A 24599-nucleotide genomic window follows, 5' to 3' on the forward strand; every position below is an offset into this window, starting at 1 on the left:
GGACCGGGCGGACCGGGTGGCCGTCCGGGCCCGCCCCGGTGCTCCGCGAACGCGCGGTCCCTACGGGCTGACGAGTCCGAACTCGTAGGCCTGGATGACCAGGTGGACGCGGTCGCGGGCGGCGAGCTTGGTGAAGAGCCGGGCGACGTGGGCCTTGGCGGTGGCCACGCTGATGGTGAGCTCCTCGGCGATCTCGGCGTTGGACAGGCCGCGGCCGACCAGGGTGAGCACCTCGCGCTCGCGCTCGGTGACGGCGCCGACGACGGCCCGCCGGGGCCGGTCCGCGGCGGCGGCGTCCGGACGGGCGGCGAACTCGCCGATCAGGCGGCGGGTGATGCCGGGGGCGATCAGCGCGTCCCCGGCGGCGACGACCCGGACGCCGTCCAGGATGGTCTCCAGGGCGAGGTCCTTGACCAGGAAGCCGCTCGCGCCGGCCCGCAGCGCGCCGTACACGTAGTCGTCGTCGTCGAAGGTGGTGAGGACGAGGACGTGGGTGGGCAGGTCCGGGTCGGCGGTGATCCGGCGGGTGGCCTCGATGCCGTCCACGCCGGGCATCCGGATGTCCATCACGGCGACGTCGGGGCGCAGCCGGGCGACCAGTTCGACGGCCTCGGCGCCGTCGCCGGCCTCGCCGACCACCTCCAGGTCCGGGGCGTCGGCGATGAGCACGCGCAGGCCGGTGCGGATGAGCGGCTGGTCGTCCACCAGAACGACACGGATCACGGTCCCACCTCCACGGGGATCGGCAGTCGGGCGGCGACCCGGAAGCCGCCTTCGGGGCGCGGGCCGGCGCTGAACTCGCCCCGCAGCAGGGCGACCCGCTCGCGCATGCCGGCGATGCCGTAGCCGGTCCCGGGGCCGGCCGCCGCCGGTCCGGCGCCCAGGTCGACGACGGCGACGGCGAGTTCCTCCGGCCGGTAGTCGACGGTGACGTGGCAGTCCCGGGTGCCGGAGTGCTTGACCACGTTGGTCACCGCCTCCTGGACGATCCGGAAGGCCGCGAGGTCGACGTCGGCGGGCAGTGCGCGCGGCTCGCCGTCGCGGGTCAGCGCGACCCGGACGCCGGCACCCGCGCTCCGCTCCACCAGCCGGTCCAACTCGGCCAGCCCCGGAGCGACTTCGAGCGGGGCGGACTCCTGCTCGCCGGCCCGCAGGGCGCCGAGCATCCGGCGCAGGCCGGCCAGGGTCTCCCGGCTGGTCGCCTCGATGGCGTTCAGCGCGTTGCGGGTCTCGGCGGGCTGGGTGTCCATGACCCGGCTGCCCATGCCGGCCTGGATCGCGATGATGCCGATGTTGTGCGCGACCATGTCGTGCAACTCGCGGGCGATCCGCAGCCGTTCGGCGGTCACGGCCTGCTCGGTGGCGCGGCCGCGCAGGGCCTCGGTGTGGGCGCGCCCCTGGTGCACGGTGTTGCCGACCAGCCAGGCGATCAGGACCGTCCCGGCCAGGGCCCCGAAGGCCATCGGGTTGACGGGGTACCCGTTCCAGGCGCCCCAGGACAGCATCCCGGCGGCCACCGCGACCGGCATCGCCGCCGCGCACAGCGACACCGCACGGGACCGGGTGGCCGCGGTGTGGCCGACGACCACGTCGGCGATCAGGAACTGCGCCACCGTCGTCTCCGGGACCCTCGTCATCCCCAGGGTGAAGAGGAACCCGGCCAGCGCCACGGCGATCGCGGCCAGCGGCAGCCGGACCAGCAGCGCCGTGACCAGGGTGGTGACCACCGCGGTGACCAGCAACGGCATGGACTCGATGTTGCCGTCGTACTCGAAGAGGAGGCGCAGCTCGTCCTCGCGGGTGAACACCCGGAAGACGATCACGAGCGTCCAGAGCGCCCCCACCCACACCCCGGCGGGCAGGCGCTTGAGCAGCGGCCGACGACCTTCGATGATCATGACGCGATGGTAGCGGCGGCCCGCACGGGGACACATCGGCCCGCGGGCGTAATCCCCGGGGCCAGTGCCACGGCCCGCGGTTGTGGCCCGGCGCCCGATGCCGAGGCGGGGCGCCGACCGGCAGCGTTGTCCCCGTGATCGAGATCGAGCGACTGACCAAGCGGTACGGCGCCACCACGGCCGTCGACCAGGTGACCTTCACCGTCCGGCCGGGCACCGTCACCGGCTTCCTCGGCCCCAACGGGGCCGGCAAGTCCACCACCCTGCGGATGATCCTGGGCCTCAACACCCCCACCGCGGGCACCGTCACCGTGGACGGCGTGCCCTTCGCCGGCCGCCCGCGCGGCCTGCGCCACGTCGGCGCCCTGCTGGACGCGGGCGACGTGCACGGCGGGCGCAGCGCCCGGGCCCATCTGTCGGCGCTGGCCCGCAGCAACCGGATCCCGCTCGGGCGGGTGGACGAGGTGCTGACGGAGGTCGGGCTCGGCAAGGCCGCCGGTCGGCAGATCGGCGGCTACTCGCTGGGCATGAAGCAGCGGCTCGGCATCGCCGGCGCCCTGCTCGGCGACCCGCCCGTGCTGCTGTTCGACGAGCCGCTCAACGGCCTGGACCCGGAGGGTGTCCTGTGGGTGCGCGGACTGTTCCGCCGCCTCGCCGCCGAAGGGCGTACGGTCTTCGTCTCCAGCCACATGATGGCCGAGATGGAACACACCGCCGACCGCCTGGTGGTCATCGGCCGCGGCCGACTGATCGCCGACGAGAGCCTCGCCGAGTTCTCGGCCCGCAACGCGGCCACCTCGGTGACCGTACGGGCCACCGAACTGCCCCTGCTGGCGCAGGCGTTGCGGGCGCAGGGCGCCGACGTGACCGAGGTGGAACCGCAGCTCGGGATCGTCACCGGCCTGTCCGCCGAGCGGATCGGCGAACTGGCCCGCCGGCACGACGTGGTGCTGACCGAGCTCGCCACCCGGACGTCCTCCCTGGAGTCCGCGTTCATGGCCCTGACCGCCGACAGCGTCGAGTACCCGGCTGGAGAGACCCGATGAGCACCACCGCCACACCCCGCTTCGCCGAGCCGGCACCCCGGTTCACCGACCTGCTCGCCGCCGAGTGGATCAAGCTGCGCTCCCTGCGCTCGACGTACTGGGTGCTGGCCCTGGCCTCACTGGTGGCGATCGCGGTCAACCTCAACGCCGTCCACTCCGACCTGCCGTACCTCGACCACCCGCCCACGCCGATGCCCGGGCAGTCGCCGTACACCTACGACCCGCTGTTCCACGGGCTCAGCAGCATCTCCGGCGACCTGATGGCGATCGCGGCCAGCAGCCTCGGCGCGATCACCGTGTTCGGCGAGTACACCACCGGCCTGATCCGCACCACCTTCGCCGCGGTGCCGGACCGGCGCGGGGTGATCGCGGCCAAGGTGGTGCTGATCGGCGGGATCACCACGCTCGCCGGGGTGGTGGTGTCGGCCGGATCCTTCCTCGCCACCAACGCGATGCTCGCCTCCCGGCACGTCGGGCTCTCCCTCACCGACCAGGGCTGCCTGCGGGCCGTCCTCGGCTACGCGGCGATCGTGCCGGCCTGTGCGCTGATCGGCATGGCGCTGGGCGCGCTGCTGCGGCACGCCACCGCGTCGATCGTCTCGCTGGTGATGCTGATGTTCATCCTGCCGATGATGTTCGGCGGCGACCGCTACCGGTGGCTGAAGGAGATCGGCACCCACCTGCCGCTGGCCACCGTGCAGCGGCTCACGATCAGGCCCGGCTCCTCGACGACGATGGGGAAGTACGCGCCGAGCGTGCTGGACTCCTGGATCACCATGGGGGTGTGGGCGGTCGCCGCGGTGGCGGTCACGGTGGTCGTGGTGCGGCGCCGGGACGTGTGAGGGACCGGTCCGGCGTCGGGCGAGCGGGCCGCCGACCGGCCGGCCGATGCCGAGGCGCCGCACGGTCGCGGCGGGCGGCGGGTAGGCCTGGTAGGTCTGGTAGGTCTGGTAGGGCACGATCGTCCGGCCGTCGTGGTCGGCTCGGTCGGCGCTGCCGTCGCGGATCTCGCGCAGTGCGGTCATCGGTGCACCCCCCAACCCGGCACGCCCGCCCGGCCCGGCACGCTGCCGGGCCGGGCGGGGGCGGCGCGACGCTATGGCGCGGGCGCTCCGGCGCGGGTGCTCAGACCGCGGCCGCGCCCGCCTTGGTGCGGAAGGCGGTGAGGGTGGCCGCCGGGACACCGCAGGTGGGGAGGAAGGAGGCGGCGCCGCCGTGGTGGGAACGGACGCGGTCGAGGAAGACCGCCATCGCCTCGGCCGGGGCCTCCAGCAGGGGCGCGGGGATGGTGAGGTTGCGGCCCCGGGAGTCGGTGACCCGCGAGGTGGTGCGGTCGTTGAGGGCGGTGCGGTGGCGTTCGGCGAGGCCCGCGAAGATCTGCGGGAGGGCGTCCGTGGTGCGGGCGTAGTCGGCGACGATGCGGTCGGCGGAGGCGCCGAGCAGGTCGAGGAGGAGGGCGGTCAGCAGACCGGTGCGGTCCTTGCCGGCCGCGCAGTGCAGCAGGACGGCGCCGGGGCGGACGGTGGCCTCGACGGCGGCGGCGACCGCCTCGGGTGCGGACTCGGCCAGCAGCACGTAGAAGTCGCCGAGGTCGGCGGCCGTGGCCATGGTGCTCATCCGCGCGGTGAGGGCGTCGGTGGCCGGGTTCACCGGGGCCGCGACGACGGCTATCCCGGCGGCCTCGGCGGCGGCCCAGTCGGCGGGGTCGGTCTCGCGCGGGTCGCGCAGGTCGACGACGGTCCGGATGTCGCAGGCGCGCAGCTGGGCGACGACGGCCTCGTCGGCAGCCGGGAACGGCTGGGCGGAGCGGTACAGCACGCCGGGGCGGACCCACCGGCCCTCGGGGTCACCGAGGGCGGCGGCGTCGCGGAAGTTGACCAGGGACATGCGGGAGGCCTTTCGGTGGAGCCGCGCTCGGGAGGGGCGGATGTCCGGGTGGACATCTAGACGTCTAGATGTCTAACCCCTCCGGGGGTCGCCGGGCAAGCGGCGACCGACGGCGCTCCCTCCATCCCACCCCCGCCCGCGCACCGGGGCGACCCGAACGGGACGGGTGACAGGAGCCGGGACGCGGCGGGCACCGGCCGGTGGGCTTCGTAGGATCGAGCGTGTGGCGACCAACCCCCCGAACACCCCGGACACCCCGAGCACCCCGCTGTACCGCCGCCTGGCCCGCCGGCTCCAGGAGCGCGTCGACGCGGGGACGTACCCGGCGGGCACCCGGCTGCCGAGCGAGCCGGAGCTGAGCGCGGAGTTCGGCGTCAACCGGCTGACCGTGCGGCAGGCGGTGGCGGAGCTGGAACGGGCGGCCGTGGTGGAGATCCGCCGGGGTGTCGGCACCTTCGTCCGCCCGCCCGCCGTCCGCGTGTCGATCGCGGTGGACCCGCGCAGCCAGCGCTTCGACCTCGGCAGCGTGCACGCGGCCCTGCCCGACCGCGGCCGGGACGGCGACCCGGGCGTTGAGGGCGACCCGGGCGACGGCGAGTTCGTCGTGGCCGCGCCCGAGGTGACCGGCTCGGCGGAGGACGCGGAGGCGGCCCGCCGGCTCGGCCGCGAGCCCCGGGAGCTGTTCCGGGTGGACTCGGTGATCCGGCTGGGCGGGCGGCCCCGGGCGGCCTGCAGCTACTGGGTGCCGTTCGGCCCGCTGCCCGCCGACCTGGTCCGGCCGGGCCGTCCCGGGAACCTGGTGCTGGACCTGGCACGGGCCGCCGGGGTGGAGCTGGAGTACGACTGGCGGGCCTTCGGCGCGGTCGGCGCGGACCTCGCGGACGCCGAACTGCTGGGCATCCCGCCGGGCACCGCGCTGCTGGTCCGCGAGGGCGTCAGCTGCACCCCGGACGGCACGCCGACCCTGTACGTGCGGCGGCGGATCGACGGCAGCAGCGCCCGGTTCGTGCTGCACTTCCGGGACCGGTAGCGGCGGGTGGCACCCGGGCCCGGTACACCTGCGGTCGGCGCCCGGTCCCACACTCCGTCCCGCGCCCGGTCCCGCACGGGTTCCAGGGTCGGCCGCACCCGGCCCCCGGCGGACCGTTCCTGCTAGTGTTCAGCGCCGAAATACCAGGTCGTACGGGGGATGGCAGGACACGGTGACCGAGGGCATCGAGCACGACATACCCACCGAGCTGGCCGAGGCCTACCTCGTCCTGCTCGCCGACGCCTCCCGCACCGGACGGCTGCTGCGGCGCGACGAGCTGGAGGGTCTGCGCAAGCTCGGCGAGCACTGCGCCGAGGCCGGGTACGGGATGCGCGAGGTGGTGGCACACTGCCTGGCGGCGGCCCGCCGGGCCTGGCAGACACTGCCCGGGACGGCCGCCGCGAGCAGCGTCAACGAGCTGCGCCGGATGGGCGACGCCGTCCTCGCCGCCACGGACGCCGCGCTGGCGGCGCTCGGCGAGGGGCACGAGCGCGCACAGCGCCTGGCGATCCGTCAGGAGGAGGCGGCCCGGCGGGAGTTCATCGACGACCTGCTGTTCGGCCGCAGTGACCTCGGCCTGCTCGCCGAACGGGCGGAGCGGTTCGGGCTGCGGCTGGCGAGCGCGTACACGGTGGCGGTCGCGGTGGGCGACGAGCCGTTCGCGGACGTGCATCCGCTGGTGCACCGGGTGGAGCGGGAGCTGGCCGGGCGGTTCGGCGAACGGGACGTCCTGCTGGCCGGCAAGGACGGTCGCCTGGTCTGCATCGCCCCGGACTCCGAGCGGGCCGTGCTGGAGGCCTTCGCCGACCTGTCCCTGCATCCCGGCCCCGGCTACCGCCCGGTGCTGCGGGTGGCCACCGGCCGTCGGCACTCGGGGCCGAGCGGGGTGCTGCGCAGCTACGAGGAGGCGCTGGACGCGCTGGACTACGCGCACCGCCTCGGCCTGCCGACCGAACTGCTGAAGGCCGAGGACCTGCTGGTCTTCCCGGTGCTGATGCGCGACCGGGCGGCGATGGCGGACCTGGTGCGCAGCGTGCTCGGCCCGCTGACCGAGGCGCGCGGCGGCGCCCGTCCGCTGCTGGACACCATCGCCGTGCAGGCGGAGGCCGCGTACGTGAACGCGGAGGCGGCGCGCCGGCTGGGGCTGAGCGTGCGCACGCTGGGCTACCGGCTGGAGCGGATCAAGGCGCTCACGGGGTACGACCCGGCGGACGCGCTGCAGCGCTTCACGCTGGAGACGGCGGCGATGGGCGCGCGGCTGCTGAACTGGCCGGAACAGCCCCTCTAGACCCGTCCCCGCCAAACCCGCGCGGGCCCGCTGCGACAGCCCGGCGGTCGCCCTGTTGCCCGGCTGTTGCAGTGTCACGCGGGTCGCGCGTACCAGGGTGTCAAAGGGCCGTAAAGATTGCCGGATCCTGGCAATGTGCGGCGGGCTCCCCCACTGTCATGATCTCCCCGGCGCCGAAGTGCGGTGCCGTGGGGGAGGCGGGGGAGCGTGGCCGGGACGGGGGGATTCTTCGCGGCCGCGCTGGCCTTTCCGACGGCGCTGTTCAGCTTCGCGCTGGTGGTGGTCGTCGGGTACTGGCTGCTGATGCTGCTCGGCGGACTGGGGTTCGACGCCCTGCACGGGGGACACGGCGTCGGGCACCACCCGGGTGCCGGGCACGTCGGCCATGCCGGCCACGTCGGGCACGTGGGTCACGTCGGGCACGGTGCCGGGGGGCACAGTGCCGGGGGGCACGTGGCGCACGGGACGTCCGGCGGGCACGGCACCGGCGGGCACGGCACCGACGGGGGGAACGGCGGCAAGGGCGCCCAGGCGGGCTCCGGCCACCACGGGGGCGTGCTGGACGCGCTGGGGCTGGGCGGGGTGCCCGTGACGGTGGCGGTGTCGCTGCTGGTCGCGCTCGCCTGGTTCGTCAGCCTGGCCGGCACCGTGCTCACCTCGGGGGCGCCCGCGCGCGGCGGCGTGTTCGCCGTCGCGCTGGTCGCTGCCTGGGCGGGCACCCGGGTGCTCGTCAAGCCGCTGAGGCGGCTCTTCCCGCAGGACCGGCCGACCACGCGGGGGGACTTCGTCGGCCGGGTCTGCGTGATCCGGACCGGCCGGGTGACGGCCGACTTCGGACAGGCCGAGGTCGCCGCCGAGGACGGGTCCAGCGCGACCGTCCAGGTCCGCACGGCCACCCCGGAACCCGGGCTGACGGCCGGGCGGACCGCCCTGATCTTCGACTACGACGCCGAGGGCGAGCACTTCCTGGTGGCGCCCTTCGACCCGTCGCCGCCGGGCCTCGACTGAGGCTCCGCACCGCACCACGCCACACCGTCCAGGATCCGACGATCCGTCACTTCACTCTGCTCGCTTTCCACTTCGCACCATCTCGTCATCTCGTCAAAGGACTCCGTGATGGACACCATCGCCGTGGGTTTCGGCGTACTCGTCGCCGTCGTGCTGCTCATCGTGCTCGCCATGCTGCTCTTCGTGGGCCGCCTGTTCCAGAAGGTCGAGCAGGGCAAGGCACTCATCGTCTCCCGGACGAAGAAGGTGGACGTCACCTTCACCGGCACGATCGTCCTGCCGATCCTGCACAAGGGCGAGCTGATGGACATCACCGCCAAGACGGTGGAGATCCACCGGGCCGGCCGGGACGGCCTGATCTGCCGCGACAACATCCGCGCGGACATCCGGATCTCCTTCTTCGTCCGGGTGAACAAGACCGTCGAGGACGTCGTCAAGGTCGCGCAGTCGATCGGCACCGGCCGGGCCAGCGACCCGCAGGCGATCCAGGACTTCTTCGCCGCCAAGTTCGCCGAGGCGCTCAAGACCGTCGGCAAGCAGCTCGACTTCACCGACCTGTACACCCACCGGCACGAGTTCCGGGACCAGATCATCGCGGTCATCGGCACCGACCTCAACGGCTTCACGCTGGAGGACGCGGCCATCGACCACCTGGAACAGACCCCGATGAGCCAGCTGGACGGCGACAACATCCTGGACGCCCAGGGCATCCGCAAGATCACCGAGCTGACCGCGATCGAGCACGTGCGCACCAACGAGTACCAGCGCACCGAGGAGAAGGAGATCACCCGGCAGAACGTCGACGCCCGGGAGACCGTCCTGGAGCTCGAACGCCGCCAGGCCGACGCCGAGATCCGCCAGCGCCGCGAGATCGAGACCCTGCGCGCCACGGAGGACGCGGTGATCGCCCGGGTGCAGGAGGAGGAGCGGCTCAACGCGCAGACCGCCTTCCTGCGCACCGAGGAGCTGCTCGGGGTCCAGCGGGAGAACCAGGCCCGCGAGGTCGCGGTGGCGCAGAAGAACCGCGAGCGGGTGATCGCGGTGGAGAACGAGCGGATCGAGAAGGACCGCCTGCTGGAGGTCGTCGGCCGCGAGCGGGAGACCGAACTCGCCACGATCGCCAAGGTGAAGGAGGTCGAGTCCGCCAAGCGGGAGGTCGCCGACGTGGTCCGCGAGCGGGTCGCGGTGGACCGCACCGTCGCCGAGCAGGAGGAGGCCGTCAAGACGCTGCGCGCCACCGAGGAGGCCGAGCGCGTCCGCAAGTCCGTCGTCATCCAGGCCGAGGCGGAGGCGCAGGAGAAGCTCGTCAAGGACATCAAGGCCGCCGAAGCCGCCGAACAGGCCGCCACGCACAAGGCCCGCGAGGCGCTGGTGCTGGCCGAGGCCCGGCAGCGAGCCGCCGAGCTGGACGCGGCCGCCAAGATCCGGATGGCCGAGGGCGTCCGGGCCGAGGCCGCCGCCGAGGGCTTGGCCCGCGTCCAGGTGCGGGAGCAGGAGGCCGCGGCGGTGGAGAAGGTCGGCCTCGCCGAGGCCGTCGTCCAGGCCGAGAAGGCCAAGGCCGCCGCGCTGGAGGTCGGTGCCAAGCTGAAGGCCGAGGCCGAGGGCCTGACCGAGAAGGCCGCGGCGATGGCCAAGCTGGACGAGGCCTCGCGCGGGCACGAGGAGTACCGGCTGCGGCTGGCCGCCGAGAAGGACGTCCGGCTGGCCGGGCTGGACACCCAGCGGCAGATCGCCGAGGCGCAGGCCGCGCTGGTCGCGGCCGGCCTGGAGAAGGCCAAGATCGACATCGTCGGCGGGGACTCGGTGTTCTTCGACCGGCTGGTGCAGTCGGTCACGGCCGGCAAGAGCGTGGACGCCTTCGTCGGCCACTCGCAGACCGCGCAGGCCCTGGCCGGCCCCTGGCTGGACGGACGGGCCAGCTTCACCGAGGACCTCACCCGGGTGCTGTCGTCGGTCTCCACCGCGGACGTGCAGAACCTGACGGTGTCCGCGCTGCTGATGAAGCTGATCGGCTCGGGCGCCGGCGAGCAGTCCGGGCAGCTGCGCCAACTGCTGGACTCGGCGCGGAAGCTGGGCGTCGCCGAGACCCCGATCGGGTCGCTGGCCGGTGGCCTCGCCCCGGTGAACGGCTCCAAGTAGCGTACGGACCCGGGCGACGCCGCTCCCAGCGGCACCACTGCGGACGGCGTCGCCCCGGGCAGCCCGGCTCGGGGCGACGCCGCTCCGGACGGAGCCGCCCCGGGCAACACCACTCCGAGCAACGATCCGCCGAGTACCTGAGGAACTGACCGTGGACGCCCTCGACGCCCGGCTCGACGCCGGCACCTACGAGGTCCTGCGCGACCGGCTCGCCCGGTCCGCCGCCGAACTCGCCGACCGCGCGACGGCGTTGAACGCCCGCCGGGTCGAGGAGTTCGGCGGCGGGGAGCTGCGGCTGACCGGCACCGGGCGGCTCACCACCGCCCGGGCCTGCCTCCCGCAGGACCTCACCGCCGCCGGCGGGCTGCTGCTGCTCGGCACCCGCCCGACCGAAGTCGAGGACGGCGCCGGCGACTTCGCCGACGTCCTCGGCCTCCACGGCCCCGACCTCTCCCCCGCCCCCGCCGAGGGCACCCTGCTGGACGACCCGCGGCTGCGCCAGGACCTCGCCGACCTGCGCCGCTACTTCCGCGACGCCCGGCTGGAGCGGCTGCGCCCGGTGGAGGGGCGGCTGCTCGCCGTCTTCCGCACCGGCCCGGCCCCCACCGACGTCCGGGTGCTGCGCTGGCGCCTCGACGACGGCGCCGACGACGCCCGGCCCGCCTACCTGGACGGGCGCGGCGAGCGCGACCACACTCCCGCCGACGGGCAGCAGCTCCCCTGGACGGCGCTGACCCGCGACGACCAGCTGCCGGCCGGCCCCGGCCGCCCGCCCCGCGCCGACCTGGCCGGCGAACTCCACCTCGGCGTCGACGGCGGCCGGTTGACCCTCACCGCCCCGGACGGCCGGGAACTGCACCGCGAACCACTGGCCGAAGCCCTGCAGACCCTCGCCGACGCGCAGGTCGCCCACGCCCGGCTCGGCACCCTGCTGCTGGTGCGCGTGCGCCCGTACCAGGAGGAGACCGTCCGGCACCTGGTGGTGCACCTGCCGACCGGCACGGTCACCCGGATCGACGCGCTCGGCCAGGCCTGCCTGCGGCTGCCCGCCGACCAGGGCGTGGCCTTCCCCGGCGGCTGCCACCTGGTCGACGGCACCGTGCGCACCTTCGACCAGCCGGTGGACGGCCTGGCGTACGAGCGCACCGTCGTCTCGCCCAACGGCGAGGACGTGCTGTACGAGTTCCGCTCCCCCACCGACGGCCGCGCCCTGCTGCAGCCGTACAACAGCGTCCGCCAGGAGGCCGCCGCACCACTGCCCTGCCAGGGCTACGCGCTGCTCGCCGACGGCACCCTCGTCGCCCTGCGCCCGGCCGAGGACGGACCCACCCGGCTGCACCCCGCACAGCTCTGGCAGACCCCGTTCACCAGCGAACGATTCGCCGCCCACCAGCCGCCCGGCACAGGGCCGTTGGCCCGGATCGGCAACGCCGACCTGGTCCGCGGCCTGGCCGACTGCCTGGCGCTCGCCCGGCTGGCCGCGGCCGGCACCGACAGCCCGGCCGGCCACCGGGCCGTCCTCGCCGCCTGCACCCGCACCACCGACCGGCACCACTGGCTCGGCCAGAGCGGCCTCGGCGACCTCGCCGCACCGCTCGCCGAGATCCGCGACACCGCCCGGCAGGTCATCGCCGAGTACGAGGCGACCGCCCAGCTCACCGCACACGCCGCCCGCCAGGCCGACGAGGCGGCCGAGCACGTCGAGGGCCTGCTGCGCACCGCCCGCGGCGAGACCTTCGCCGACGCCGCCGAGTGGGTCGACCGGCTCGCCGGACTGCGCCGCGCCCAGGGCCGGGTCGAGGCGCTGCGCGACCTGCCGCGCGCCGACCCGCAGCGGATCGACGCGCTCGCCGCACACCTCGCCGAGGGCCTGGCCGAGGCCGCCGCCCGGGCCGTCGTCCAGCTCGCCGAACCCTCGGCCTTCGAGCCGCACCGGCGGCGGGCCGCCGAACTGGCCGAGCACTGCGCCGCCATCGCGACCGCCACCGAGGCCGAGCCGCTGTCCGAACGGCTCACCGGGCAGAGCGAGGCCCTGCAGACCGTCTCGGAGCTGGTCGGCACCCTCGACCTGGCCGACGCCACCACCCGCACCGCGATCCTGGACCGGCTCGCCGACGTCCTCGGGCTGCTCAACCGGGCCCGGGCCGCGCTCACCGTGCGCCGCCGGGAGCTGCGCACCCGCGAGGCCGCCGCCGAGTTCGCCGCCGAGACCGCCCTGCTCGCCCAGGCCACCACCGCCGCGCTCGCCGCCGCCGACACCCCCGAGGCCTGCGACGACCAGCTCGGCCGGCTCCTGCTGCGGATCGAGCAGTTGGAGACCCGCTTCGCCGACGCCGACCCGGCCCTCGGCGAACAGCTCGCCGACCGGCGCACCGGGATCCACGACGCGCTCACCGGCCGGCGCCAGCACCTGCTGGAGGAACGGGCCCGCCGCGCCGACCGGCTGGCCGCCTCCGCCGCGCGCATCCTCGACACCCTGCACCGGCGCCTGGCCGCCCTGGACACCGCCGCCGAGATCGACGCCGCGCTCGCCGCCGACCCGACCGCCGTCAAACTCCGCGACCTGGCCGGCCAGTTGACCGCGCTCGGCGACCGGGTCCGGGCCGAGGAGCTGACCGGACGGCTGCGCGCCGCCCGGGGCCGCGCCCAGCGCGCCCTGCGCGACCGCGCCGAACTCGCCGGGGACGGCCCCGGCACCCTGCGGCTCGGCCGGCACCTGTTCGCCGTGACCACCCAGCGGCCCGAACTCGCCCTCGTGCCCTGGCGCGGCCGGCCCGCCTTCACCCTCACCGGCACCGACTACCGCTCCCCGGTCACCGACCCGGCCTTCGCCGCCACCGCGCGCTACTGGGACCGGCCGCTCCCCTCCGAGACCCCGCAGCTCTACCGCGCCGAGTACCTCGCCGCGAGCCTGCTGCTGGCCGCCGAAGCGGGCACGTTCACCGCCGGACCGGGCTCGCTCACCGCCGGACCGGGCTCGCTCACCGCCGACGCGGACCTGCTGGAGTACGTCCGGCGGGCCGCCGAACAGCGGCCCGACGAGGGCTACCAGCGCGGAGTGCACGACCACGACGCGGCCCTGCTGCTCCGCGCCCTGCTCGAACTCGGCGCCGAGGCAGGACTGTTGCGCCACCCGGCGGGCGCCAGGGCAGCCGCACAGCTGTACTGGGCGTACGGCGCCGACGAGCGGCAGCGACGGCTCTGGCACACCCGGGCCCGCTCGCTCGGCCTCGCCCGGCAGGCCTTCGGCGGCGTCCCCGCGCTGGACGCGCTGGCCGCCGAACTCTCCGCCGCCGTCGCGGGTTTCGTCCCGGGCGCGGAGGCCGACGGCCCGGCCGGCCCGTACCTGGTCGCCGAACTCGCCGCCGAGAAACCCGCGTTCGCCTACTCGGCGGGCGCCGCCACGCTGCTCGACAAGTTCCGCGCCGCCCCCGAGTCGGCCGGCCTCACCGAGGCACTGGCCGCCCTGCCCGACGAGCCCGGGCTGCTGTCCGTACGGCGCCAGCTCGCCGCCGCCTGGCTGGAGGCGGGCGCCGGCGACGCCGACCCGGCCGACCTCGCCGAGGCCACCGCCGTCCTGCTCTGCCCGGCACTGCCGCGCCGTCCCGCCGAGGGCGCGGTGAGCACCCGGCTGACCGGGCTGGTCGGCGACCACCCGCGTCTGACGGGCGGCGCGCTCGACCTCCGCCTGGACGAACTGCTCTCCCGAGTACGGGAGTTCGAGGAGGTCGAGGTGCCCGGCCACCGGGCCTACCGGAAGCTGCGCGGAGAACTGCTGGCCGCCGAGCACGCCCGGCTGCGGCTCGACCAGTACCGGCCGGCCCCGCTCAACGGCTTCGTCCGCAACCGGCTGATCGACCAGGTGTACCTGCCGCTGATCGGCGACAACCTCGCCAAGCAGCTCGGCACGGCCGACGCCGGCGGGCCGGTCGACCGCAGCGGCCTGCTGCTCCTGGTCTCCCCGCCCGGCTACGGCAAGACCACCCTGGTCGAGTACCTCGCCGAGCGACTCGGCCTGCTGCTGGTCTCCGTCAGCGGCCCGGCGCTCGGCCACCGGGTCACCTCGCTGGACCCGGCCGAGGCCCCCGACGCCACCTCCCGCCGCGAGGTCGAGAAGCTCAACTTCGCCCTGCACGCGGGCGACAACGTGCTGCTCTACCTGGACGACGTCCAGCACACCTCGCCCGAGTTCCTGCAGCGTTTCATCCCGCTGTGCGACGCGCAGCGCCGGATCGACGGCGTCCACGACGGCGAGGCCCGCGAGTGGGACCTGCGCGGCAAGCGCTTCGCCGTCGTGATGGCCGCCAACCCGTACACCGAGTCCGGCCGGCTCTTCCGGCTGCCCGACATGCTCGCCAACCGCGCCGACGTGTGGAACCTCGGCGACGCCGTCGCCGGACGCGACGACCTCTTCGCACTCAGCTTCGTCGAGAACGCCCTGCCCGCCAACCCCCACCTGGCCCCGCTCGCCACCGCCGAACGCGCCGACCTGGAGGTCCTGCTCGCCCGCGCGGCCGGCGCCCCGGGCGGCACCGGCACGACCCTGGCCGGCGCCTGGCCCGCCGCCGAGGTCGAGCGGATGACCGCTGTCCTGTCCGGGCTGCTCCACCTGCGCACCACCGTCCTGGCCGTCAACCGCGCCTACCTGGACTCCGCCGCCCAGGACGACCGCACCCGCACCGAGCCGCCGTTCCTGCTCCAGGGCTCCTACCGCAACATGGCCAAGCTCACCCAGCGCCTCGACCCCGCCCTCACCCGGCCCGAGCTGGACGCCCTCCTCGCCGACCACTACCGCGCCGAGGCCCAGCCGCTGGGCGCCGACGCCGAGGCGCAGCTGCTGAAGCTGGCGCAGCTGCGGGGAGCCCTGACGGAGGAGCAGGCGGAGCGCTGGGAGGAGCTGAAGCGCGTCTGGCGGGAGCGGGGCCGGGAGCGCTGACCACCGGCGGCCCGGCGGGGCGGCGGGGCGGCGGGGCGGCGGGGCGGCGGGGCGGCGGGGCGGCGGGGCGGCGGGGCGGCGGTCAGCTGATCGGCCGGTCACACGACCAGACGACCACACAACACGTCCCGCCGGGGCAACCCCCGTGGCGCCGCCCGGAGCGGGACCGCACCCGCCGCTAGCGTGTCCGCATGGGCGCTCAGCAACTCGATCTGGCCGGGCTGCGCCGGGTGTACGGGCGGTCCGGGAGCCGGTGGTTCTACACCCGCGTCGCACGCAACGCCCGGCACTGGGGATGGACGGAACCCGGGCAGTCCAAGTGGCGGCTGTGGCGGGCGCAGCGGCAGCTGCAGGACGTGCTGGGGCGCAAGCTGGCGCTGCCGGTGGGAGCCCGGGTGCTGGACGCCGGGTGCGGGGCCGGGGTGGTGGCGCGGGCGATGGCCGCACGCTTCGGCCTGGTGGTGACCGGGGTCGACGTCCTGGACTTCCACCTCGCCGAGGCCCGTCGGCTCAGCAACCGCGCCGCGCTGGACGACCGGACCGCCTTCTCCTGGGGCGACTACCACGAACTCCCCTTCCCCGACGACACGTTCGACGGCGCGTACTCGATGGAGACGCTCGTCCACTCCTACGACCCGCCGCGCGCCCTGGCCGAACTCCACCGCGTCCTGCGCCCGGGCGGCAGGCTGGTACTCCTCGGCCCGATGAGCACCGTCCCGCTGGAGGAACTGGAGCCGGACGCCGCGGCGTTGCTCGTCCCCTACCTGGACGCGATGACGATGACGGGCGCCAAGCTCTACCACGCCCGCAACCTGCCCCGACTGCTCGCCGAGGCCGGGTTCGAGGTCGAGGAGGCACTGGACGCGACGCCCTGGTACACGCCCACCTCGGAGGCGGTGTACGCGTACTTCCGGCTGCCGTGGGAGGTCCTGCGCCGCTGCGGCGACCCGGCGAAGTGGCTCAACCTCCGCTCCACGGTGGAGATGTACGGCGTCCGCGAGTACGTCGCCTGGTACGTCCACACCGCCGTCAAGCCGACGGCGTGACCTCCGCCGCGAACGGACCCGGCGCACCGCTGCCGTACCCGAACGGCTGGTTCTGCGTCGGCCGGGCCCGGGACCTGCCGCCCGGGCGGGTGCGGACGGCCCGGCTGATGGGCGAGGACGTCGTGCTGTACCGGACCCGCGGCGGCGCGGTGCGCGCGGTCGGGCCGCACTGCCCGCACCTGGGCGCGCACTTCGGGGCGGGCGGCACGGTCCGGGGCGAGGAACTGGTCTGCCCGTTCCACGGTTTCGCCTTCGGCCTGGACGGCTCGTGCACCGGGGCACCGGACGGCACCCGACTGCGGGCCTCGCTGACGGTGCGCCGGATCCGGGAACGGGACGGCGCGCTGTTCGTCTGGCGGGGCCCGGACGGCGAGCCGCCGGGGTGGGAGCTGCCGCCGGCCGTCGGGGTGCGTCCGCTCGCCTGGTGGAGCGGGGAGGTGCTCTCACACCCGCAGGAGGTGATGGAGAACAGCGTCGACTTCCGGCACGTGAAGGTGCTGCACGGCCTGGACACCCGGGAGACCGCCCCGCCGGACGTGGACGGGCCGCTGTTCACCGTCCACCAGCGCACCACGACCCGCTTCCCGGGGCTGGGGGCGGTCAGCCTGGAGCAGCCGGTGACGCTCGCCGGGCTCGGGATGATGCGACTGGTGGCCGAACTGCCGGAGCTGGGCGCGACGCTGCGGGTCTGGGTCCTGGCGACGCCGGTCGCGCCGTGGCGCACCAGGGTGCGGTTCGCGGTGGCCTGCAGCGTGCCGGTGCCGGTGCCGGGCGGCGGGTCGACGCGGGCGCTCGACCGGACGGCGTCCTGGCTGGCACTGCGGGCCTCGGTGCGGATCATCAAGCAGGACCGGCCGGTCCTCGCCCACAAGCGGTACCTGGCGCAGCCGCGGCTCGTGCCCGGGGAGCGCTCGATCGGGCTGTTCCGCCACTGGGCCCGGCAGTTCTACCCGGACGCGAACCCGGTGGAGTAGGTCACGGTGGAGTAGGTCCCGGTGGGGTGAGTCCCGGTGGGGTGGCTCACGGTGGGGTGAGTCCCGGTGGGGTAGGTCCCGGTGGGGTGAGTCCCGGCCGAGTGCGGCGCCGCAGGGCGCGTCACCTCGGGGTGACGCACGCCGCGGGGCGCGGCCAGGGTCTCCCACACCGGGTCGGGCAGTCCGGGGACGGCCCGACCCTCCGCCTGCCACCGCCGGGCCAGCGCGGCGTAGATGGGCGCCTCCGCCCCGGGAACCTCCGCCCCGGCGGCCTGCGCTTCGGGAGCCTCCATAGCGGGAGCCTCCGTATCGGGCGGTGCCCCGGGTGGCTCCACCCCGTGCAGGATCGTTTCTTCGGCCGGCCGCCACCGCGGTACCGGCATCACCCCAAATCCACTCACACCCACCCAACGCACCCCGCCCACGTCGGGACACGGCCGCGTCAACCCGGCGGCCCGCACATCAACCCCTGGCGGGGCCCCGCACCGGCGCCGCGCGGAGAGCCGGCACCGGGCCGACGTCCCGCGCGGCCCTTACGCGCGCCAGCCGTCGCCCGTGGACACCAGGCTTCGTACGCGCCAGCCGTCGTCCGTGGACCACCGCACTTCGTACCCGGGCCAGCCGTCACCCGTGGACCACCGCACTTCGTACCGTCAGCCGTCGCGACCCGGACGGGCTTTCGACGGCCCCTCCGCCTCGGCCGGACAGGGCCTATCGGCGCCGGCCCGCCGCCAGCAGCTCGGGCACCGTAGCGAGCTTCACCCGGGGCCGCCCCTCGGCTTCGCCCCGCTCCCGCTCGGCCCGGTCCACCGCCCTCAACTCCTTCAGCCCGACCGCGTCCGGCCGCCGGCGCCGCACCAGCCGGTCGAAGTCCTTGTGGTCCGCCTCCGGAACGGGCAGTGCCCGGGCGACGGCGTCGTCCAGCAGCGCGTCGACGGTCTCCCGGGCGCAGGCCCGGTTGGCGCCGATCCCGCCGGACGGCCCGCGCTTGGCCCACCCCACCACGTACGCCCCCGGCAGCGGCCGCCCGGTCGCCGGGTCGACGATCCGGCCGCCCCGGTGCGCGACCGTCCCGGTGCGCTCGTCGAACGGCAGCCCCGGCACCGGCACGCCGCGGTGCCCGATGGAGCGCACCACCAGTCCGGCCCGCAGCACCTCCCGCTCACCGGTGCCCTCGGCCCGGTCACCGTCCACGAGCGCGGTCCGTTCGACGGCCAGCGCCTCGACCCGCCCGTCCCCGGACAGCCCGACCGGCGCCGACAGGAACCGCAGCACGATCCGCCGCCCCGCGCCCGGCGCCGCGGCCCCGTCGTGCGGGACCAGCGGCAGACCGGCGAGCAGGGCGGCCTGCGAGCCCGGCACGGCCCGCCGGTCCGCGGCCGCCGCCTCGATCGCCGCCCGCACCTGCGGATGGTCCTCGACCACCACCTCGACACCCGGCAGCTGCCGCAGCGCCAGGAACTCCGCCCGGGTCCACGCCGCCTGCTCCGGACCGCGCCGGGCGAGCAGCACGACCTCCCGCACCCGGCTGCGGCGCAGCGCGGCGAGCGCGTGGTCGGCGATGTCGGTGGCGGCGAGCCGGTCCGGGTCGGTGAGCAGGATGCGCGCGACGTCCACGGCCACGTTGCCGTTGCCGACCACGACCACGCGCTCCGCCGAGAGCTCCACCGCGTCGGCCGGCACGGTCGGATCGGCGTTGTACCAGCCGACGAAGGCGGTCGCGGGCAGGCTGCCGGGCAGGTCCTCGCCGGGCACGCCGAGCCGGCGGTCGGAGGCCGCGCCGACCGCGTAGACCACCGCGTGGTGGTGCGCGGCGAGTTCCGGGTGGGTGACGTCCGTGCCGACCTCGACGTTCAGGTGCATCCGCAGCCGCGGGTCGTGGAAGACGCTCGCGAAGCTCTCCGCGATCCGCTTGGTGGACTGGTGGTCGGGCGCGACGCCGTGCCGCAGCAGTCCACCGGTGACCGGCAGCCGGTCGATCATGGTGATCTCGGCGCTGGTGCTGCGCAGCAGTTCCTGCGCGGTGTACCCGGCGGACGGCCCGGTGCCGACGACGGCGATCCGCAGCGCACCGACCTCGCCCGGCAGGCTGCGCGGAAAGCTGGGCCGACCCCAGGCGTGGTCGCTGGGGTGGTCGCGGAACCAGTCGCGGTTGAGGTCGCCGAACACGGTGTCCGGGCCGCGCAGCCGGTCGACCGGGAACACCGCGTCCACCGGGCAGGCGTCCGCGCAGGCGCCGCAGTCGATGCACGCCTGCGGGTCGATGTACAGCATGTCCGTGGTGCCGAACTCCGGCTCCTCCGGGGTCGGGTGGATGCAGTTGACCGGGCAGACGGACACGCAGGAGGCGTCGTTGCAGCAGGTCTGGGTGATCGCGTAGGCCATGGCCGGAGTGGGGTCCTCGCTGCGCGTGGGGGAAGGGTGGCGGGGCTCGACGTGACCCGACTGTCCGTCAGAGCATGTGCACGCGGCGGTAGACGGCCGCCGAGCGACCGGTGAGCAGCCCGGTCTCGGCGAGGAAGGCCATCAGGTGCCGGGAGCTGGTGCGCATCATCGCCTTGCGGTGCTCGTTGGCCCGCACCTCGGCGAGCGCCCGCTGCACGTCGAGGCCGGCGGCCTTGTAGACGCCCGGGTGGACCATGCTGCTGACGATGACGTACGCGCCCACGGCGATGCCGGTGGCCGAGGCGCGCCGGCGCGCCGGGCTCGCGTGCCGCATCCGCTCGCGGATCTCCTGCCGGGCGAACTTCATGTGCCGCGACTCCTCGACCACGTGGATCCGGGACGTCCCGCGGACGATCTCCAGCACGTTCTCGCCGCGCATCCAGTCGCGCTGCATGACGTCGAGCACCTCTTCGGCCACCAGGATGCCACCGTAGGCGAGTTCACCCTTGGCGAGCGCCTTGAACGCGCGTCCGGCCTGGGCGATCACCTTGTTCGGGCGGTAAGCGGGGACACCCATCTTCTCGCAGGCCCGGGCGAACATGATCGAGTGGCGGCACTCGTCGGCGATCTCGGTGAGCGCGAACCGGAACTCGGCGCTGGCGGGGTTCTTGAGGTACTGGTCGCGCAGCACCATCTGCTGGAGGATCATCTCGAACCAGATGCCGGTGTTCATGATCGAGCAGACCTCGTGCCGGGTCAGCGTGACCCGCTGCCGCTCCGTCATCTCGTCCCACAACCGGGTGCCGAAGAGCGTGCTCCACTCCGGATTGAGGCCGTAGTGCTCCTCGGGGAGCGGGGCGTCCCAGTCGATCTCGGTCGAGGGGTCGTAGGAGAGGGTCGCGGCCGACTCCAGCAGCCGCTTCGAGACGTCGTCGTCGGCCGTGGTGTGGCGGTCGTCCGGACGGTGACCCCGCCTCCGCGCCACCGGGTCGGTGAGAGCCATGGCTGCCTCCTGGTGCCTGCCCCTGCGGGTTCCCGCTCACCCGCTTATTAGACGGAAAGTACAATAAGAGCCCGCCGCCGAGAACCCCCCGCGCACCGGCGAACCTGCCCGGGCGGGACGGTGTGGGTGGGGCGGAGCGGGACGGCGCGCACCGCACGGCCCGCGCCCCGGCGGCCGGACGCGGCACCAGGCACGGCGCCCGGACACCGCCGCCGCACGGACGGCACCCGGGCACGGCGAAGGGCGGGACCTCCGGAGGTCCCGCCCTTCCACCCGTACCGGGTTCTTCACCTTCCGCCGCGTCACGACCGGTCCGCTGTACGACTGTCCGGCTCTCCGACTGCCAGGCTGCCCGACCGCCAGCCTCTCCGACTGCCCTCCTGCCGTCCCGCCGGAGCGACCGGCTCTGCGGCTGTCCGCTACGCCGCGCCCAGCGCCTTCCGCAGCGCCTCCGCCGCCTCGGCCATCGCCTCCCGGAAGCGGTGGCCGATGCCGATGTAGTTGGCGTACCCGTGGATGAGGTCCGGCTGCCGGCTCAAGCGCACCGCCACCCCCGCCCCCTGCAGCGCCCGCGCGTACGCCTCGCCCTCGTCGCGCAGCGGGTCGAAGCCCGCGGTGCCGACGTACGCGGGCGGCAGGCCGGACAGGTCCCCGGCGAGCAGCGGCGACAGCCGCGGGTCGGTGCGGTCGGCGGGCTCGGGCGCGTACCGCTCCAGGAACCAGTCCATGTCGGCGTCGGTCAGGAAGAAGCCGTCGGCGAACAGCTCGCGCGAGGGGCGACGGGTCGAGGCGTCCGTCGCCGGGTACAGCAGCAGCTGGAACACCGGCGCGGGACCGCCCCGCCGCACGGCCTCCTGCGCCGCGACGGCGGCCAGGTTGCCGCCCGCGCTGTCCCCACCGACCGCGATCCGCTCCGGGTCCGCACCCAGGTCGGCCGCCTTGGCGTACGCGTAGTCGAACGCGGTCAGTGCGTCCTCGGCCGCCGCCGGGAACACGTGCTCGGGCGCCAGTCGGTACTCCACCGACAGCACCCGCACGTGTGCGCGCTGCGCCAGGAACCGGGCGACGTGGTCGTGGCTGGACCGGCTGCCGACCACCCAGCCGCCGCCGTGCAGGTACACCAGCAGGCCGGATCCCGCCGCCAGGCCGTCCGGCGTGTACAGCGTCGCCGCCAGCTCCCCGTGCTCCTGCGGGATCCCGACGGCCCGCGCGGCCACCGACCCCAGCGTCGGCCCGCCCACCAGGTGCCGCGCGTACTCCATCGCGGCCCGCGAGGGCCCGACCCCGCCCGGCATCACCAGGGCCGCCTTCGACTGCCGCTGCAGTTTGAGGATCAGCTGCGCGTCCAGCGCGAGCGTCTGCCCGTCCCGCACCACCGGCTTGCCCGCGATCGCCCGCCGCAGCCCCTCCGGCAGGGCGTACATGCCCCGGACGACGGCGGCCTGGATCCGGACGGGGAGTGGGATCGTCATCTCTTCTGCCTCCTGGGGACGGTTCTGCCCGAACGGGAGCCCATGATGGGGCCGTCCCAGCGGAGTTGGAAGCCCCCTCGACGCCCCCTGAACCCACCCTCGACCCACCACTTCGCCCCACCGAGGCCGCCACAGGGCCGGCCGGGGCAGAAATTATGCAGACCGGTCTACACATTTACCGTTCGAGAACCTGGCACCAGGGGGACCGGTTTGCGCGAAAAGTCGACCAGGCCGACTTCCTGCGCACTCCCGACCCGCCCGGCAGCGAATCAGTAGACCGACCGACATAATCCTGCCCCGACAATCCCCCTCCGGGCACGAAAAGTCGACCACACCGACTTCCCGCGCACCCCAGACCCGCCCGGCAGCGAATCAGTAGACCGACCGACATAATCCCGCCCCCACCACCACCGCCCGCCCCTCACCCACCGAACACCGAACAGTGAGCAACCGAGCACCGAGCACCGAGCACGAAAAGTCGGCCAGGCCGACTTCCTACGCGCACCCCGCCCGCCGGCCCATGAATCAGTAGACCGACCTACATAATCCTGCCCCGACAATCCCCCTCCGGGCACGAAAAGTCGACCAGGCCGACTACCTGCGCACTCCCGACCCGCCCGGCAGCAAATCAGTAGACCGACCGACATAATCCCGCCCCCACCACCGCCGCCCGCTCCTCACCCACCGGGCACCGGGCACCGAACACCGAACACCGCGCGCAAAAAGTCGGCCAGGCCGACTTCCTGCGCGCACCCCACCCGCCGACCCGTGAATCAGTAGACCGACCTACATATGTGACCCGGCTTCCACCCGATGGGCCCGGGCTGTCAGGTAGCGGCGCTCCGGGGCGCTGGAGGTGCGGGCGGCAGCCTCGCGGTACGTCCGGGCGGTAGCGGACGGGTCGGTGCCGAGGCGGTCGAGCAGGTGTGCGCGGACGGCGAGGAGGCGGTGGTGACGGGCGAGGCGCCGGTCGGCGGCCAACTCGTCGAGCAGGGCGAGCCCGGCCGACGGGCCGTGGACCATCGCCACCGCGACGGCCCGGCCGAGGGCGGCCATCGGGTTGGCGTCGAAGCGCAGCAGCAGGTCGTAGAGCGCCAGGATCTGCGGCCAGTCGGTGTCCTCGGCGGTCGCCGCCTCGCTGTGCACTGCGGCGATCGCCGCCTGTACCTGGTAGGGCCCGGGCTGCCCGCCCGGGAGCGCGGCGTCGATCAGCTGCAGCCCTTCGCCGAGCGGTCCGCGGTCCCAGCGCCCGCGGTCCTGTTCCTCCAGTGGCACCAGTTCGCCGTACGGTCCGGTGCGGGCGGGCCGGCGGGCGTCGGTGAGGAGCATCAGGGCGAGCAGTCCCGTCGTCTCGGCGTCGCCCGGGGTGAGGCGCAGCAGCAGCCGGGTCAGCCGGATCGCCTCGGCGGCGAGCCGCGGGGCGGTCAACTCCTCACCGCCGCTGGCCGTGTACCCCTCGTTGAAGATCAGGTACAGCACCTGCCGGACCTCGCCCAGCCGCGCGGCGCCGCTCTCCCCCTCCGAGAGCGCCAGCCGTCCGCCCGCCGTCCGAAGCGTCTGCTTGGCCCGGCTGATCCGCTGCGCCATGGTGGCTTCGGGCACCAGGAACGCGGCGGCGATCTGGGCGGTGGTCAGGCCGCCGACGGCGCGCAGGGTGAGCGCGATCCGGCTCGGCACGGACAGCGCCGGGTGGCAGCAGAGGAACAGCAGCGCGAGCGAGTCGTCCGCCGCCGGGTCGGGGGCGTCGGCGGCCGGGGCGAGCAGTGCCGCCTGCGGTGTGGCCAGCGCCAGTGCCTCCTCCCGGCGGCGGCGTGCCGACTCGCTGCGCACCCGGTCGATCAGCCGACGGTCGGCGACGGTCACCAGCCAGCCGCGCGGATTGGCCGGCACCCCCTCCGTCGGCCACTGCAGCGCGGCGGCCAGCAGCGCCTCCTGCACGGCGTCCTCGCACGCGTCGAACGCCCCGCTGTGCCGTCGCACCAGCACGCCGAGGACCTGCGGCGCCAGTTCGCGCAGCAGGCCCTCGACGGGAGCGCCGCCGACGGTCACCCGTTCACCGAAGGGTCGTTCACCGAAGGGCCGTTCACCGAAGGGCCGTTCACCGGGAGGTCGTTCACCGGCGACTCGTGCAGGATCGGCCACAGCTCCACCGGCTCCACGTCCGCGAACGGCATGTCGGCCGCGATCCGCTGTGCCCGCTCCAGACTCTCGCAGTCCAGGAGGTAGAAGCTGGCCAGGTACTCCTTGGTCTCCAGGTACGGCCCGTCGGTGACCACCGGCACCCCTTCGGCCCGCCGCACCAGCTGCGCGGCGGCCGCGTCCGCCAGCCCGTACGCGCCGACCAGTTCGCCGCTCTCCCGGTACTTGGTGTTGAACGCCTCCTGCTTGGCGATCGCCTCCGGCCACGCCTCGGCCGGGAAGGAGTCCCACTTGGCCTGGTTGCCGTAGATCATCGCGACGTACTTCATCTCGGGTGTTCCCTCCGGT

The 24599-nt window shown here is 74.8% G+C and carries 18 protein-coding genes; 9 read left to right on the top strand and 9 right to left on the bottom strand.

Translation table 11 applies throughout. The annotated features are described in order from the left end of the window. Positions 1-60: 60 nt before the first annotated feature. Both ACFV04_RS08885 and ACFV04_RS08890 read right to left on the bottom strand, forming a co-directional pair. Positions 61-723, bottom strand: coding sequence for a response regulator (locus ACFV04_RS08885; protein ID WP_380338946.1), 663 nt, complete (start codon positions 721-723; stop codon positions 61-63). After that, positions 720-1898, bottom strand: coding sequence for a sensor histidine kinase (locus ACFV04_RS08890; RefSeq protein WP_380338943.1), 1179 nt, complete (start codon positions 1896-1898; stop codon positions 720-722). The genes ACFV04_RS08885 and ACFV04_RS08890 overlap by 4 nt, the downstream gene beginning before the upstream one ends. A 134-nt stretch (positions 1899-2032) precedes the next feature. Between ACFV04_RS08890 and ACFV04_RS08895 the strand changes: the two genes are divergently transcribed. Together ACFV04_RS08895 and ACFV04_RS08900 are read left to right on the top strand one after the other, a co-directional pair. Further along, positions 2033-2944, top strand: a complete 912-nt coding sequence (locus tag ACFV04_RS08895; protein ID WP_380527776.1) for an ABC transporter ATP-binding protein — start codon at positions 2033-2035, stop codon at positions 2942-2944. After that, a complete protein-coding gene (locus tag ACFV04_RS08900; protein ID WP_380527778.1) occupies positions 2941-3786 on the top strand; it encodes an ABC transporter permease in 846 nt (281 codons plus the stop codon). The genes ACFV04_RS08895 and ACFV04_RS08900 overlap by 4 nt, the downstream gene beginning before the upstream one ends. A gap of 283 nt (positions 3787-4069) precedes the next feature. Here ACFV04_RS08900 and ACFV04_RS08905 read toward each other — a convergent pair whose 3' ends face one another. Beyond that, positions 4070-4831: a tyrosine-protein phosphatase gene (locus ACFV04_RS08905; protein ID WP_380527781.1), complete on the bottom strand. Its 762-nt coding sequence runs from the start codon at positions 4829-4831 to the stop codon at positions 4070-4072. 223 nt (positions 4832-5054) lie between these two features. On the opposite strand from ACFV04_RS08905, the gene ACFV04_RS08910 reads away from it, so the two are divergent. From ACFV04_RS08910 to ACFV04_RS08940, 7 genes are all read left to right on the top strand, one after another. Beyond that, the gene (locus ACFV04_RS08910; RefSeq protein WP_380527783.1) at positions 5055-5861 is read left to right on the top strand and encodes a GntR family transcriptional regulator; all 807 of its coding nucleotides are present in this window, start codon (positions 5055-5057) and stop codon (positions 5859-5861) included. Positions 5862-6033: 172 nt separating this feature from the next. Continuing rightward, complete coding sequence (locus ACFV04_RS08915) at positions 6034-7149, top strand: PucR family transcriptional regulator (protein ID WP_380527785.1); 1116 nt, start codon at positions 6034-6036, stop codon at positions 7147-7149. 207 nt (positions 7150-7356) lie between these two features. Continuing rightward, positions 7357-8157 carry a hypothetical protein gene (locus ACFV04_RS08920; protein WP_380338929.1) on the top strand — a complete coding sequence of 267 codons (801 nt, stop codon included), beginning with the start codon at positions 7357-7359 and terminating at the stop codon, positions 8155-8157. 108 nt (positions 8158-8265) lie between these two features. Continuing rightward, a complete protein-coding gene (locus ACFV04_RS08925) occupies positions 8266-10296 on the top strand; it encodes a flotillin family protein (protein WP_380338927.1) in 2031 nt (676 codons plus the stop codon). A gap of 151 nt (positions 10297-10447) precedes the next feature. Then, positions 10448-15232 carry a DNA repair ATPase gene (locus tag ACFV04_RS08930; protein ID WP_380527788.1) on the top strand — a complete coding sequence of 1595 codons (4785 nt, stop codon included), beginning with the start codon at positions 10448-10450 and terminating at the stop codon, positions 15230-15232. Positions 15233-15423: 191 nt separating this feature from the next. Further along, positions 15424-16278: a methyltransferase domain-containing protein gene (locus ACFV04_RS08935; protein ID WP_380338922.1), complete on the top strand. Its 855-nt coding sequence runs from the start codon at positions 15424-15426 to the stop codon at positions 16276-16278. Beyond that, complete coding sequence (locus tag ACFV04_RS08940) at positions 16275-17252, top strand: aromatic ring-hydroxylating dioxygenase subunit alpha (RefSeq protein ID WP_380527790.1); 978 nt, start codon at positions 16275-16277, stop codon at positions 17250-17252. Before ACFV04_RS08935 ends, ACFV04_RS08940 begins: the two co-directional genes overlap by 4 nt. Here ACFV04_RS08940 and ACFV04_RS08945 read toward each other — a convergent pair. The 6 genes from ACFV04_RS08945 to ACFV04_RS08970 form a co-directional block, all read right to left on the bottom strand. Then, positions 17225-17545, bottom strand: coding sequence for a hypothetical protein (locus ACFV04_RS08945; protein WP_380527792.1), 321 nt, complete (start codon positions 17543-17545; stop codon positions 17225-17227). The genes ACFV04_RS08940 and ACFV04_RS08945 overlap by 28 nt on opposite strands. Before the next feature lie 418 nt (positions 17546-17963). Beyond that, positions 17964-19637: an FAD-dependent oxidoreductase gene (locus ACFV04_RS08950; protein WP_380527794.1), complete on the bottom strand. Its 1674-nt coding sequence runs from the start codon at positions 19635-19637 to the stop codon at positions 17964-17966. Positions 19638-19704: 67 nt separating this feature from the next. Then, positions 19705-20640 carry a diiron oxygenase gene (locus tag ACFV04_RS08955; protein ID WP_380338910.1) on the bottom strand — a complete coding sequence of 312 codons (936 nt, stop codon included), beginning with the start codon at positions 20638-20640 and terminating at the stop codon, positions 19705-19707. A 419-nt stretch (positions 20641-21059) separates the two neighbouring features. Beyond that, complete coding sequence (locus ACFV04_RS08960; protein WP_360262417.1) at positions 21060-22112, bottom strand: alpha/beta hydrolase; 1053 nt, start codon at positions 22110-22112, stop codon at positions 21060-21062. A gap of 786 nt (positions 22113-22898) precedes the next feature. Then, the gene (locus ACFV04_RS08965) at positions 22899-24161 is read right to left on the bottom strand and encodes an RNA polymerase sigma factor (RefSeq protein ID WP_380527798.1); all 1263 of its coding nucleotides are present in this window, start codon (positions 24159-24161) and stop codon (positions 22899-22901) included. Next, positions 24158-24580 (bottom strand): YciI family protein, encoded by a 423-nt coding sequence (locus ACFV04_RS08970; protein ID WP_380527800.1) that lies wholly within the window; start codon positions 24578-24580, stop codon positions 24158-24160. Before ACFV04_RS08970 ends, ACFV04_RS08965 begins: the two co-directional genes overlap by 4 nt. Positions 24581-24599 lie beyond the last annotated feature (19 nt).

The organism is Kitasatospora sp. NPDC059599, from assembly GCF_042735125.1.
Taxonomy (GTDB): Bacteria; Actinomycetota; Actinomycetes; order Streptomycetales; family Streptomycetaceae; genus Kitasatospora.

Excerpts from the sequence above, each read along its gene's own strand:
- ACFV04_RS08905 (WP_380527781.1), bottom strand. The coding sequence starts at position 4,831 with ATGTCCCTGGTCAACTTCCGCGACGCCGCCGCCCTCGGTGACCCCGAG.
- ACFV04_RS08900 (WP_380527778.1), top strand. The coding sequence starts at position 2,941 with ATGAGCACCACCGCCACACCCCGCTTCGCCGAGCCGGCACCCCGGTTC.
- ACFV04_RS08935 (WP_380338922.1), top strand. The coding sequence starts at position 15,424 with ATGGGCGCTCAGCAACTCGATCTGGCCGGGCTGCGCCGGGTGTACGGG.
- ACFV04_RS08960 (WP_360262417.1), bottom strand. The coding sequence starts at position 22,112 with ATGACGATCCCACTCCCCGTCCGGATCCAGGCCGCCGTCGTCCGGGGC.
- ACFV04_RS08970 (WP_380527800.1), bottom strand. The coding sequence starts at position 24,580 with ATGAAGTACGTCGCGATGATCTACGGCAACCAGGCCAAGTGGGACTCC.
- ACFV04_RS08955 (WP_380338910.1), bottom strand. The coding sequence starts at position 20,640 with ATGGCTCTCACCGACCCGGTGGCGCGGAGGCGGGGTCACCGTCCGGAC.
- ACFV04_RS08925 (WP_380338927.1), top strand. The coding sequence starts at position 8,266 with ATGGACACCATCGCCGTGGGTTTCGGCGTACTCGTCGCCGTCGTGCTG.
- ACFV04_RS08890 (WP_380338943.1), bottom strand. The coding sequence starts at position 1,898 with ATGATCATCGAAGGTCGTCGGCCGCTGCTCAAGCGCCTGCCCGCCGGG.
- ACFV04_RS08950 (WP_380527794.1), bottom strand. The coding sequence starts at position 19,637 with ATGGCCTACGCGATCACCCAGACCTGCTGCAACGACGCCTCCTGCGTG.
- ACFV04_RS08945 (WP_380527792.1), bottom strand. The coding sequence starts at position 17,545 with ATGGAGGCTCCCGAAGCGCAGGCCGCCGGGGCGGAGGTTCCCGGGGCG.